This window comes from Streptococcus sp. 714, assembly GCF_013277115.1.
Lineage (GTDB): Bacteria > Bacillota > Bacilli > Lactobacillales > Streptococcaceae > Streptococcus.
This window is the reverse complement of the sequence record NZ_VMMH01000003.1, coordinates 66,822-78,963: the sequence shown is the minus strand read 5'-3', so window position 1 is coordinate 78,963 and position 12,142 is coordinate 66,822. Positions and strand designations below refer to the sequence as shown.

The 12,142-nt window shown below is 38.3% G+C and carries 17 protein-coding genes and 1 pseudogene; 3 read left to right on the top strand and 15 right to left on the bottom strand.

Annotation, left to right across the window (positions count from 1 at the left end):
* Positions 1 to 350: 350 nt before the first annotated feature.
* From HT718_RS00820 to HT718_RS00755, 14 genes and pseudogenes are all read right to left on the bottom strand, one after another.
* On the bottom strand, positions 351 to 743 hold the full coding sequence (locus HT718_RS00820) for a transcriptional regulator (protein ID WP_173266655.1): 393 nt from the start codon (positions 741 to 743) through the stop codon (positions 351 to 353).
* 457 nt (positions 744 to 1,200) lie between these two features.
* Complete coding sequence (locus HT718_RS00815; protein ID WP_173266653.1) at positions 1,201 to 1,515, bottom strand: hypothetical protein; 315 nt, start codon at positions 1,513 to 1,515, stop codon at positions 1,201 to 1,203.
* Positions 1,516 to 1,569: 54 nt separating this feature from the next.
* Positions 1,570 to 2,073 carry a hypothetical protein gene (locus HT718_RS00810; protein ID WP_173266650.1) on the bottom strand — a complete coding sequence of 168 codons (504 nt, stop codon included), beginning with the start codon at positions 2,071 to 2,073 and terminating at the stop codon, positions 1,570 to 1,572.
* A gap of 70 nt (positions 2,074 to 2,143) precedes the next feature.
* The gene (locus HT718_RS00805; RefSeq protein WP_166730635.1) at positions 2,144 to 2,674 is read right to left on the bottom strand and encodes a hypothetical protein; all 531 of its coding nucleotides are present in this window, start codon (positions 2,672 to 2,674) and stop codon (positions 2,144 to 2,146) included.
* An 82-nt stretch (positions 2,675 to 2,756) separates the two neighbouring features.
* Positions 2,757 to 2,933 (bottom strand): hypothetical protein, encoded by a 177-nt coding sequence (locus tag HT718_RS00800; protein ID WP_000694570.1) that lies wholly within the window; start codon positions 2,931 to 2,933, stop codon positions 2,757 to 2,759.
* A gap of 324 nt (positions 2,934 to 3,257) precedes the next feature.
* Positions 3,258 to 4,755 (bottom strand): annotated as a pseudogene (locus HT718_RS00795) (phage/plasmid primase, P4 family).
* A gap of 163 nt (positions 4,756 to 4,918) precedes the next feature.
* Positions 4,919 to 5,779, bottom strand: coding sequence for a primase alpha helix C-terminal domain-containing protein (locus tag HT718_RS00790; protein ID WP_173266648.1), 861 nt, complete (start codon positions 5,777 to 5,779; stop codon positions 4,919 to 4,921).
* Positions 5,760 to 6,047 (bottom strand): hypothetical protein, encoded by a 288-nt coding sequence (locus tag HT718_RS00785; protein ID WP_000492139.1) that lies wholly within the window; start codon positions 6,045 to 6,047, stop codon positions 5,760 to 5,762. The genes HT718_RS00790 and HT718_RS00785 overlap by 20 nt, the downstream gene beginning before the upstream one ends.
* Positions 6,040 to 6,381 carry a hypothetical protein gene (locus tag HT718_RS00780; RefSeq protein ID WP_000058832.1) on the bottom strand — a complete coding sequence of 114 codons (342 nt, stop codon included), beginning with the start codon at positions 6,379 to 6,381 and terminating at the stop codon, positions 6,040 to 6,042. Before HT718_RS00780 ends, HT718_RS00785 begins: the two co-directional genes overlap by 8 nt.
* On the bottom strand, positions 6,378 to 6,593 hold the full coding sequence (locus HT718_RS00775) for a hypothetical protein (RefSeq protein WP_173266646.1): 216 nt from the start codon (positions 6,591 to 6,593) through the stop codon (positions 6,378 to 6,380). The genes HT718_RS00780 and HT718_RS00775 overlap by 4 nt, the downstream gene beginning before the upstream one ends.
* Before the next feature lies 1 nt (position 6,594).
* Complete coding sequence (locus HT718_RS00770) at positions 6,595 to 6,795, bottom strand: hypothetical protein (protein WP_173266644.1); 201 nt, start codon at positions 6,793 to 6,795, stop codon at positions 6,595 to 6,597.
* The gene (locus tag HT718_RS00765) at positions 6,792 to 7,244 is read right to left on the bottom strand and encodes a hypothetical protein (RefSeq protein ID WP_173266642.1); all 453 of its coding nucleotides are present in this window, start codon (positions 7,242 to 7,244) and stop codon (positions 6,792 to 6,794) included. The genes HT718_RS00770 and HT718_RS00765 overlap by 4 nt, the downstream gene beginning before the upstream one ends.
* 439 nt (positions 7,245 to 7,683) lie before the next feature.
* On the bottom strand, positions 7,684 to 8,310 hold the full coding sequence (locus HT718_RS00760; RefSeq protein WP_173266640.1) for a Rha family transcriptional regulator: 627 nt from the start codon (positions 8,308 to 8,310) through the stop codon (positions 7,684 to 7,686).
* A 13-nt stretch (positions 8,311 to 8,323) separates the two neighbouring features.
* A complete protein-coding gene (locus tag HT718_RS00755) occupies positions 8,324 to 8,521 on the bottom strand; it encodes a helix-turn-helix transcriptional regulator (RefSeq protein WP_173266639.1) in 198 nt (65 codons plus the stop codon).
* Between the two features lie 198 nt (positions 8,522 to 8,719).
* Between HT718_RS00755 and HT718_RS00750 the strand changes: the two genes are divergently transcribed.
* Both HT718_RS00750 and HT718_RS00745 read left to right on the top strand, forming a co-directional pair.
* Positions 8,720 to 9,334 carry a helix-turn-helix transcriptional regulator gene (locus HT718_RS00750; RefSeq protein ID WP_173266637.1) on the top strand — a complete coding sequence of 205 codons (615 nt, stop codon included), beginning with the start codon at positions 8,720 to 8,722 and terminating at the stop codon, positions 9,332 to 9,334.
* 69 nt (positions 9,335 to 9,403) lie between these two features.
* Positions 9,404 to 10,099: a hypothetical protein gene (locus HT718_RS00745; RefSeq protein WP_173266635.1), complete on the top strand. Its 696-nt coding sequence runs from the start codon at positions 9,404 to 9,406 to the stop codon at positions 10,097 to 10,099.
* Here the strand turns inward: HT718_RS00745 and HT718_RS00740 are convergent.
* Positions 10,094 to 10,858: a hypothetical protein gene (locus HT718_RS00740; protein ID WP_173266633.1), complete on the bottom strand. Its 765-nt coding sequence runs from the start codon at positions 10,856 to 10,858 to the stop codon at positions 10,094 to 10,096. The two genes, HT718_RS00745 and HT718_RS00740, sit on opposite strands and share 6 nt — an antisense overlap.
* Positions 10,859 to 11,078: 220 nt before the next feature.
* Here HT718_RS00740 and HT718_RS00735 point away from each other — a divergent pair, with 220 nt between their 5' ends.
* On the top strand, positions 11,079 to 12,083 hold the full coding sequence (locus tag HT718_RS00735; RefSeq protein WP_057487976.1) for a virulence RhuM family protein: 1,005 nt from the start codon (positions 11,079 to 11,081) through the stop codon (positions 12,081 to 12,083).
* The last annotated feature ends 59 nt before the right edge of the window (positions 12,084 to 12,142 follow it).

Sequence of the window (12,142 nt, the reverse complement as noted above, 5' to 3'; positions counted from 1 at the left end):
GAGCTTCCTAACCCTTATATCACGCGCTTTTTAATAAAAATTACTAACATTACTATTTACTACTTGCTCCCCCAAAGTACGCAAAAAGGGGAGCAAAAAAGCCCCACAAAAGGGCTAAGATTTAACGAGTTCAGCAGGCAAGAAACTAGCACGGTCAAACGTGCTTTTTTTATTGCTGGTTGCTGATAGGTATATTATACCATGAAGCGCGTGGTTTATAAGATTATGACCTCACAAAAGCCCCCAGATTCGTTTCTGAGGGCTTGTAGTTTATCCATGGTGTTTTTTAGTTGTCCAGTACGAAACAAAGCAAAATAGGGGGCGAATATGAAGTCTCAGCCTACATTTGCCTACTTATACACTTCTAACTCTCCGTTCTGGTGGATTCTCGCAAAGTTTAAAACAGCTATCTGTTTGTATCGGTGATAACTAGTGGAGCTAGTACCTGCCATCTCTACGCATTCACTTATTGTTTTCTTTCTCATATAGCAATAATGGATAATGAAGTATTTTCTAGCTCGGTCGTGCTCTATACTGTTGATGTCTTGGGCGAATATTTCCAATCCCTCACGGATTGCTTTTTCATGCTCACCGCTCAAATTCCACTGATCAGGTAAGACAAGTTTCCAAGCCTCTTCATCGATACTAACTTGGTTTTCACTCCCTGCCATCCTCTGGAACCTCAGAAAGTAAGTCATCCGCTCTCTTACGTTCATCATCGTTTTAAACTTATCCAGCTCCATTAGTTCGCTCCTTCATGATATAATATTATTGAGATTATAGCTGAGGCGGAGCGCCTTGGCTTTTTTGCTATTTCTCTATGTTCGCTCTAGCTTCAAATGCTTTCCCATGAGAAAAAATGTACAATGACGGTGTGAAGCTCATAGAAGCGCGTGGGGAGGGAGATAGCCCCCATATCTCCTTATGGTTTGATAGGCAATTAAGGGACGTTTTTATCTCCCTTATTTCCTTGTCATTCTGCAAGCAATTAAGGCAAGTTATTTCTTTGCTTATCTGCTTATCATTTGGTAAGCAACAAATCCAAAATAACAGACTTTTAAACTGCTCTTATCTCCTTATCATTTGGTAGGAAAATAAGGGGAGTTAAGGAGGGTTATTATTGCTCTTATCTGCTTGATAAATGATAGGGGGATATAGCCACTTTCTCGGCGTTCGCTCGGAGTTCAAGTATATACACCCTTACCATTCCTCTGGTTCGCTAAACATACTTTCAGGCAAGCCACAAACTAATACAAGATACTGATACGCGCTATAATCTACCCAAAGCGCTCCATCTTCAGAATGGTTAAAATACTTGTCTGGTAGTGTTCCAAGATATGCACCATTTTTATATATAGATACCCCACCTTCTCGGCTTGGTAACAGTCCAGTATATCCTCTGCGTAGTCCATGCTTCAAAGCGTTGCTATTGCCATATTTGGGCTTTCTATTGCCCTTGTTGCCTTTTGCTACTTGATTGCCCGGCAAAAACCTCCCTTGGCTATCGCGCTCCATATTTCCCCCTTATACGGTGTTCGTTTGGTAAATTACACACTACTTCATATTGTCTCACAATCTCGAACCATTCAGCCAAAATCTATCCCCTTTTTTAGTATACTTCAAAAACTTCTTATAGTGCTTATGATACCTGTCACGCTTCATATACTTTGGTCTTTCAGGGAAACTATCAAACATATATCCACCACGTCTAGGACTCCACCCTGGTTCTACCTTTCTAGCTTCCCTAAGCGCAAGCTCCCAGTAATATTGGCAATCCGTTTTACTGCGGTTCAGAGTGCTCTTGTGGATATCTAGACAAGTACCGCAACTAAAATACAAATACCGTTTATAAAGCAACCTGCACCGTCTCCCACAATCAGGGCAAAGAAAGAAATATCGATTACCTCCCTTAGTACCTGCTATTCTGTCTAATTCAAATGATTCTCCACCAAAATCAATCATTAAACTATCCAAATCAATCTCTAAACGTTGACCGTCCAACTCTGCTATACCCTTAGATATTCCTCTCAGCTTCATTGGTTTAGTGATTGTTTCTATTGCTAACTGCTTCATTATTTCCCCCTATATGGAAAAACCCAAAACTATTGACTTGATAGCAAAAAGGGGATTGCTCCCCTGTGTTCTACTTCAAATGCTCTGTATAACCAGCAAGGCCTTTATATTCGCCCTCTACGTCCAACTTTTGGAGTAGGCTAATACTTTCATCGCCCAGCATTTCCAACGTACCAAAAGCAGTCATAGAGTCCATAGGGATAGGCTTATCAGAAAGCAAGCGATCAGCATAGTCTAATAGTTCCAGCTCGTAGTCTGTTACTTTCTCCAGCAAACTTTCAAAGTCCTCTGACTCTTTGAGTTGAAGCACGCGCTCCCGTTTATAACGTTCCTCAAATGCTTCAGCCTCTTCTGGTTGTTTATGGTAGTCTTTAAAGCTATCACAAATACGCTTGAAAGTCTTGTTTAGCTTGTGATCTTCCACATACTCAGCGACAAGCGTTCCCTTATCCTTGTAGGTCAATGAGATTACAGGCTGGCAATATGTTCCAGTCATATATCCCAGTAGCGCGTGACCTGCTACTTGAGCGGTCGCCTGATCACAAAAATAGTAAGTGAAAGTGAATGTTTTTGCTTTATCTGAAAATGTTTTTAATGTCATGTTGTTTTTCCTCTTTCTGTTTTAAGGGTGTCACTAGTAGTTACACCATTGCAAGGGGGTCGGTACTATCTACCCCATTTTGTTATCTGTATAATACTAGCAAACCAGCAATCGCACCCATACCATCACTATCTCCTACGGTTGCGGTTGAATGTTTTACATCAATTACCTGCACGGTCGCCATAAAATCATTTACTTCCTGTTCAAAATTTTCTAGTGATTGTTGCCATTTGTAATAAAAAAATAGTTTAATTTTCATGTTTTTTACTCCTTTTGTACTTAATTGATTTTTCTGTCCCCTTTTTTATACGCTTCTTACAAATTTTATACACTTGTTTTTAAAAGTGTATAAAAAATAAAGTCAGTAATGCCAAGGGTTTTGCTATTGTTTTATACACTTTATACGCTTTATACATTAAAATAAAAACATATATAGGGATAATAGGGACCCCATTTTTAAAACATAATATAAGGAAATTTTTTTATTTCCGTGTTTTTCGTATAAAGTGTATAAAACCCTTGATATGACAACGTTTTTAAGTGTATAAAATTTTTGCCCTACTGTGTAAAGTGTATAAAATTCTTATTTTCTTTTCCTTCTCTTTTTGTACTCTGGCCAATGGTTGTAATACCCGCGTTCATTCTTTGGCTTTTTCTGCTTTTCGGGTGTTGCCCTACCATTAGCATAGGCTACGCTTGCAAACGGCGGTAGGTCTTCTTTAGGATAAAAACCTTTATGGATCTGTTGCCCTGCAGGGATAACCTTCTGGCCAACTGCGAAACCTTCTGGCAGGTTGCTTTTGATTTCTCGATGTAAGCCCATTTCTGACCTGTTTTCTTTAATACCATAGTATTCTAGGAAACCTTTCCAAACGTGATAGACAAAACTATTAGGAATAAACTCACTTGTCAATTCATCAGTAAAAAACTTAGAAACAAAATCAATAACGGGGTTCATGTCCTTATGGTGTTCTTCAAGTATTTCAATAGACTTCGTAGGGTTAATGTCAGCGATTGGTGTTTCAATAGCCAACTTAACCAGGTACTCCAGCACTTCTTTGCGGTTAATGTAATCGTCTTTGATAGCCTTGTTAGGATTACCTTTGAATATTTTGGTAAAAGGTAAAATTCTAAATCGCCTATCAATAGCTGATTTATCCCCGTTCATTCTTGGTAAACCATTAGAAGATTGTACTACCGTCATATTAAGGCGTATGCTATAAGGGCGTTTCCCTTTGTCCTCTATGGTCATTATGTCGCCTGTTGCTAAGCTAAACATATCTGAAGTGTCTCTAATTACTGCGTCCTTTTGTACATCATCACCGATTACAAGCGACTTTCCCAATAATATAGACGTTGAAAATTGACTTTTTGTTAAACCAGTGATCTTCAAACTTGCCACATTTTCCATACCAACTAGGTTTATAAGTAACTGCTGAAAAGTTCCTTTTCCTGTTCCACCTTCACCGAAAAGCCAAAAGATTTTTTTGCAAAGACTGCCCTGTGACGCTTGCTTTTATAATCTGGATAGCAAGGTTATAAAGCTCCTTGTCACCGTCAAACAACTCTAAAAGCCAAGCTGTCGGCTTCCAGCCGTTAATTATAGGCTCTTCTGCTCCAGGGCTATAACCTGTTTTTATCTTTCTTGTTGCTGTAATCTCTGGTGTCGTTTCTTCAAAAATGCCTGTCTTAGCATTGTATAGCTGTTTCCCAATTACAGTATAATTGCCTTGGATTTCCCTCATTTGGCTCTGTCTAGCTATTTTATAAAGCGTATCAAATGCCTGTTTTTCCGTTGCGTTTGGATAAATGACAGAAATAAGATCTTGCAAAAATTCATTATCCTCTAACCAGATACCAAAATCAGGATTATAGAAATATAATGGGGCTTTTTGCCCTTGTGCCTCTGGCTTAATTCTAATAAATCGGACGTACTTTTTTAACATAATAGCAACTCCCAGCGGATTAGTTGGTAAGGCCTTACTGCTCTTTTCCTCGCCTTTCTGCTGGGCTAGTTCTTCATGCTGGGCCTCGGTCAACCTGCCTGCCTTTACATTTTCAAGGTGTTTGCTGTCTGCCATAACTTCTTCATAAGCTTGCTGATAAGCCTTGTCCTTGATTTCTTGACACTCTTTGATAAGCTGTCCCCTAACACCTTTGAAAGTCTTAAAGTGCTTATCTTCGCTTTCACGCGCCTCTAAGATTTCACTTTCTAGGTTTCCTAATTCTTCTAGTTCTATGGTTCTATCCTCTCTTTCTATATTCAGCCCGTGCTATACTGCTAAAAGTGCGGTCTAGCTCTTCAATAGGCAATGGTTCAACTGTCACGCTATTGGCTATCTTAGTAAGTTCATAGGCGGTCTCTAGGTCACAATCAACCCACTTATTAAAGAGTAAGCCTACAAAGCGTGTCAGTGCTACGTTGCGCCCTCCCTCGTCTCCAAAGCCATTAAAAAGCGTGTCAATGATCCTCATAGTCATTGACCTCTGGCCACTTGCTCTAGGCTTGTAAAGCTCAGTAGTTCCTTGCTTCGCTCTTGGTTCAACCTTGGGGACTGGATAATCTAGACCATGCTCCACAATCTTTTGATAACTTGCTGGGTCGCCTGTTGTTACTGGTAGCCCTTGGAGTTGTGACCAGGTTAGACTGGCCATGTCAAAGGGTAGCCCAATCTTATCAGCAATCTCTTTCACTACCTGCTTATAGGTTGCCTCATTCATCACGTTGTCAGGCTTCACTACAAGGCGAAAACGGGGCTTTTCTAAGCTATGTTTAATAGTCGGGTATAAGATATAGGAGTAGCCAAACAAGGCGCTAGAAACGGCTTCTATGAAGTCCTCAGACGTCCCCTGTATATCGTCATAATCAAGGAAAATCAAATCCCGATTGATTAGACTGGAATTGTTTCGCTTGTAACTGCCATTCTTTTCTGGTGTCACTTTCCCACTGATACAGTATGGTGCTTGTGTACGTTTGAAGTCTTCAATTTCTGCCCCTTCAGGGACTACCAAAGGCTTAAAACGTTCAATATACTCAAACGGCTCAATCTTATCAAATGGATAGACTAGATTATTTTGAAATCCTTTAGCCTCGTAAATTGCCATGCTCCACCCCCAGAAACTTCATCAAGTCAGAAATTCTATAATAGATTTTCCTAGTATCTTCTAGTGGGGGCTGGTATCGTCTTAGCCCAGCTTTTTCCCACTTTTGGAGTGTCATATATTTTATATCTAACTCATCCATAACTTCTTGGGCTGATATTAAGCCTGTCAGTCGTGGTTTGACTGTATCACGCGCTTCCAGGTATCTTTCCACTACCTCCAGAATGCCATGCGCTAGGTCTTGCTCGCTTTCTCGGCTTAGGCTAAACATATCCGCCCACCTCCTTCAAGGTTTCTTTGTAACTCTCTAAATCAGCATTCAAAAGGACAGTTAGGCGTTTCTGTTCTTCCTGTACTTGGTTATAGAATGCCTTTGCTCCGTCCAGTAGCTCCTCTTTGTTAGCTGGGATAAAATATCCTCTAAATGTCCCATGGCGAACCCCAACAATAGGAACACTATGGCGCGTGATTAGACGGCTGATAATATCTTGCACGGTTCTTTCTGCTAGCTTAGTGATCAGGCTGATTTCTGCCCCTGTTATGGAGTTCTCAGCCCCTACCTTGATTAGTCTTAATACTCGTTTGTCATTCTCTGATAGGCTCATTCAGTTCCTCCCCACACATTGACCCCTGCAAGCTGGATATAACGCCCATAATCAGGGTTTAAATCCTCGCTAGGTGTTTCTATCGTCTGTTGGTTTTCTCGCTCCATTTGAGCGCTTTTTTGGCGGTCTCGGTGGTTTAGATAAAGCAGCAAGCCAATCAATACCACGGAAAAGATAATTGCCTGTGTGTTGGTCAAATCTAGTTCATTCATGTTATGCCCTCGCCTTATAGTTCTTGATGTAGTCCACTTGGTCGCTTCGTTCCATCTTCAGGAAGTCGTCCACCTCTTCGGTACTTACCTTTCTATCTACAAAATCCGCAATAAACTGGAAGAGGTTTGGGCGTTTCGCCTTGATTTCAGCCATTACTTCATCAAATTCTGCTTGTGTCATGTTGTCTAGGTCTAGTGTCATTGCATTGCCTCCTCAAACTTCTCTATAAGACAACTTTTATTTACTCTCTGAGTTCCATTTTTAGAGTTAAAAAGAATATCTTTTAAGGTTATAGTAGCCTCTAAATACTCCTTTTCAGCATGTTCTATATACGCCTGTTGCTCTGCTTCGTTGTCAAAAAAGTGCATAGCTTGGCGTTTAAAGAATGCTTGTCGCATAGCGTCCATTTCAAAAATACCAGGGTTGAAAAACATTCCCGTAGTTCTTTTAGAGAGTGCCTCGATTTTATTGCGTTCATTCAATTCAGGAAGTTCAATCCAAAGTAAACGGGATAAATCTTCTTTGATGGACTTTATCTGATTTGCCAACAAAGAAAGTCCGAATAGGTCATTTTTTTCGCTAATTTCTAGCATTTCTGCGCTAATTCTGTCTATACGTCTAGTAAAATTCTCGTATGTTGTTTCTGTCATGTTTTTTACCTCTGTTTCTATGTTGTGTAATTGCCCTAAGAGCTTTTAATGCCTTTTACTATCCAGGATATCCTCACACTCAAAGATGGCCGTCGGAGAGTGTGGGGATTTTTAATGGTTGTTTCTTATACAGTTTTTCTTGTAATGAAGTTCCTCACGCTCAGAAGTTTGCCGACCGAGAGCGTGGGGCTTTTTGAGTTGTTTCTTATAATGCTAATCCTCACGCTCAGAGTCGCCAAATTGAAAGCGTGAGAAAGTACCAGTTTAAAGAGTTGGCGCTCTCCGTATGGTCAAATTGCCCTAAATATGCTATAATCTAGTTATAAATCTTTACTAAAACCTCTTTGATAATAGCTTGCCTGCTTTTTGTTAAATTCGTTTTAGTGTTAGTGTGAAAGGCTCTGCGGTGTGGTTATTGCTAAGCCTTTTTTTGTTGCAATCACGCGCTTCTTTGCCGTGTATTTTTATTTCTGAATGCCATAGCCTTAATTTCTTGATAACTCATATTCAAGCCAATCATGGCTATGACCATATCTTCAAATGCTTGGTATTGCTCCAGCTCCTCACTGGTCAAGCTATCAATGCCATTGTAGCCCCCACGTTCCGCCATTAACTGTTTAGCGTTCCTGTCGGTTACTGCCTTCAGTAGCAGGTTGTTCATGGTGCTATGCGGGTACTTTGGGGCTTGTTCCCAATTCTCAATGCTGTCATGCAGTGTTTTTCTTTTTGGCTTTTCTAGCGCCCTCTGCATACGAAACTTAGAAAGTTCCTCACGCATTTCAAAGAAAGCTTTGACCAGGGTCTTCTTAAACTCTTTCACGGGTTCTGTATTTCGTAAGTAAGTGATCAGCAAAGTTGCTTGTTGCTCGTTCAAAATATAGTCTCGAACATTTTGCCCACTCTCTGAAGGTGAAATTTTAAATTGCACCTTTCCGAAACTCTCGAAGTCCTCTCGATGTTTATTTAGCAAAATCTTCAAATGTCTGTGCTTGACTTCTGCACATTCTGCCACAATACTGCTCAGTGTATACGGCTCTTTCTTACCGTCCATGTAGACTAGTTCCATTGTTTGCTCCTTTCTATTCTTCTGGTGTCAGTAGTTCATCAAGTGTGACTCCTAAATAGTCAGCAATCTTTAGCAAGGTTTTTGTGGTTGGATTAACATCACGCTCATAATAAAAAGGTATAAGTGTACTTCTCGCTATACCTGTCTCTGTCGAAACTTTTGAAATTTTTAGGCGTTTTTTTGCTAAAATCACGCGAAAATTGTTCTTCATTGATAACCTCCTTTCGTTTTTTGTTAAGTCAAAGCATGTTTTTGAAGCGTATAGCTATCACTTTGATAAGTGTATGTTACAATATTTTTTGATAGTTGTCAATAACAAAATGTAGTTTTTTATATTTTTTTGACAGTTATAGTTCTCTTTTTGTAGTGTTTGTGCTACAATACTATTAAACAATAAAGGAGTTCAATTATGTTAAGAAATAATCTTGCCCGCCTTATGGTTGATAGAGGAATAAAAACTCTCCATTTATCGAATGAAACTGGAATTGCTCGTTCAACAATAACTAAAATAGCAAATAACCAAAGTGATAAAATAGGTATCGATACAATAAACAAGTTGCTTGGGGCTTTGAACGTTCGTCCGTCTGATTTTTTTGATTATATCCCCTACGATTTTGACTTTACTTTTGATATTGATTTTGAGGATGTCAGTCAAAGTAATGAAATTCCTGAAGAAGGATGGCAATGGGGGACTTATCCTGCTTATGCATTCTTGAATGTTTATAGAAATGGCTCAAAAATAAAAACCATTGAATACTCTGGTTCGTTTGATGAGGAACCTATATACAATGGATTTGATATGACTTTAAAACCACATATCTACCTAAATTTAGCTAAAGAAGCAAAGGATTATAAAGATAATTTAAAATTTTTATCAACTATCCCTGTACAATTTCAAACAGATATAAAAAATATATTAGAGGTAAAAATCTCAAGTTATTGTGAGTCTGGTAACTATCTTACTCCTGAAGTAAAAGTAGAAATTTTTCCTCTTGTGAGGGATTGGAAAAATGAAGATTTTTAATCATCTCAATCTATATACCTAAATATCAATTATTGATGAAATTGTCAGATTAAAAAAGGAGAAAAAATTATGGGAGCTACTTCTATTTCTGTTAGGCAAGTCTCTGAATTTGAAATACCGAACGGGACTACAGATATCAAAAAAGCCAATGTTACCATTGGCTCTATTACAACAACTGGCCAAACATTGACCATAGAAGGAAAAGTATACACTAAATTTAAAGGAAGTTATACAAAGACAATCGACGATGAAATCTTAGTATATAACTCCGATGCTGACGAATATCAACAATACGACAATTACCAAAAAGCCTTTGAATTCGATATTTTTTATTCGCAAACTGATCAATTATTATTTTTGACTACAACAACTCCTACCGCAAAAAAATTTTTAAAAGAATTGGAAAAAATTGATTCACTAAATATTAATTATACATCGCTAAAATTTGATTTAATGGCAATTTCCAACATGATGCCACAAACAAAAGGAGTTAGTTTTAATAGTACTGATGCTGGTGTCTCAAGCAAGTCATTTTCAGGAGACGAGGTCGATGTAAACGATGAAGCAATCGAAGCTTTGTCAAATGATGAAGCAACAAAAATAATAGGGACATTGGATATATTGGGTAAATCAAGAACGATAATGCTGACTCAATCTGGTACTATTCTCTCTTTCACGTCTTTGACAGATATCTCCGAACAAAAAGAATATCCGATGCTAGAATTTTCTATCGCAACACTAATTAAAATTGGAGTGCTATCATAAACGTGACAATGGTATATATTCATTAATTAATTTTTCTATGTCTTGACGATTATTAGATGTTCCATAAATCTTATTTAGGGTAGTTTTGACCGATAGATCATTGTCCTTAAATTGCAAATCAAATTTCTTTACCTCTTTCTTTCCAAGATGCCGTACAGTCAGTCTGTAAAATGGATTATATTTCCTGTGTTTATCAGTCTTAATGGTTACATCAAACCGTTCTTTGCTACTTTCTTCCATAGAATAAATAGAAAACAGATTATCTCTTAGTGACAAAAAAGAGTCCCACTGGTCTTTTACATCTCTGTACGCTAATTGATAGTCAGCCTTGAATATTAATCTCTGGCCATTACTTTCTGGATGTAAACTAATACTCAACTTATTCTTGATACCTTTTGTTGACTCTATGTCTATATAGATATCTTCATGAGTTTTTCTGAAAGTAGCTTCATTTATGGAATAGTCGTTTCCCTTGAGTACGGATCGGATTTGCTTTTCTAATTGGTTAAGTGTAATAGTTTGTTTTAACAATTTAGAACTTTTTGGGGTAAAAGAAACTGTTTTTAAAAATATCTTGGCTATACATTTATTCCAATGAATATAAATCCAATCAATTTCGGAATACAAAGCTGTAATAATGGGAACAATTCCGATAAAACTAGTCAGATTTACCACAGTAGGTGAATGTAAAGCTTGACAAAAGTTCACAAATGTCCATAATAGTGAGGTAATTATAAGAGTAATTTTCATTGTTTTCATATTATCGCTCCCAATAGTCTTTAATAGTATTGTAACATAAAAATCCCTGGAACCTCATCCCTAATATTTTTTTAGGGTAGCCGAAAAGTCCGATTATACCAACAAAGGCGCGTGATTTCTCAAGCTTCGTTCGAGCTTCAAGCCTATATAAGCTCCATAGCTACTAATTTTGTTGATGTCAACAAATGTCAACCACTTACAATATTTTAGAAAGGATCTCATGAACGAATTACAATTCTTAATCTATACCGCTGACAACGATAGCGAGACAGCTAGTGTCATCATCAAAGGCGAAACGATTTGGGCTAGTCAGAAAGAAATGGCTAGACTTTTCGATGTCGGTGTTCCTGCAATTAGTAAACACCTAAAAAATATCTTTGAAGAGGGCGAATTAGAAGAAAAAGCAACTATTTCCAAAATGGAAACAGTTCAAATAGAGGGTAGTCGTGAAGTTGTCCGCCAAGTTGATTTCTACAATCTTGACGCCATCATTTCAGTTGGTTACCGTGTCAATTCTCAAAAAGCCACGCGGTTTAGACAGTGGGCTACTTCGGTACTTCGTGAGTACATGATAAAAGGGTTCGCCATGGATGACAACCGTCTGAAACAAGGCGAAAACTTGCTGGAAAAAGACTATTTCCGTGAGCTCTTGGAGCGCGTGCGTTCTATCCGAGCTAGTGAGCGTCGTATATGGTTGCAGATTACAGATATTTTTGCAGAAATCTCTATTGACTATGATCCACAAAGTACGTTGACTAAGCAATTCTATGCTGATGTACAGAATAAGTTTCATTATGCAATCACTGGCCAAACTGCTGCGGAAATTATCTACACGAAAGCTGACCACACAAAAGACAACATGGGACTTACAACATGGAAAAACTCCCCTAACGGTCGCATACTGCAAGCAGATACCCAAATAGCAAAGAATTACCTTTCAGAAACAGAAATCCGTTCCCTTGAAAGAGGAATATCTAGCTATTTTGATTACCTGGAAAGACAGATAGAACAGCGAAAAGCTCAGACAATGCAACAACTAGCCCAAAGCATTGACCGCTTTTTGACTTTCCAAGAATACGATATTTTAGAAGGTCATGGGAAAATCACTTCCAAGGTTGCGAAAGATAAAGCAAAAGCAGAATACCAACTATTCAACAAAACTCAAAAAATAAACTCGGACTTTGAAAAAACTTTAAAACAGCTAACTGACGATAAAAAACTTTAAATACAGGCCTGTTTACTATAAACAAGCCTATATAAGCCCCATATCCGCCTTGTTTCCAA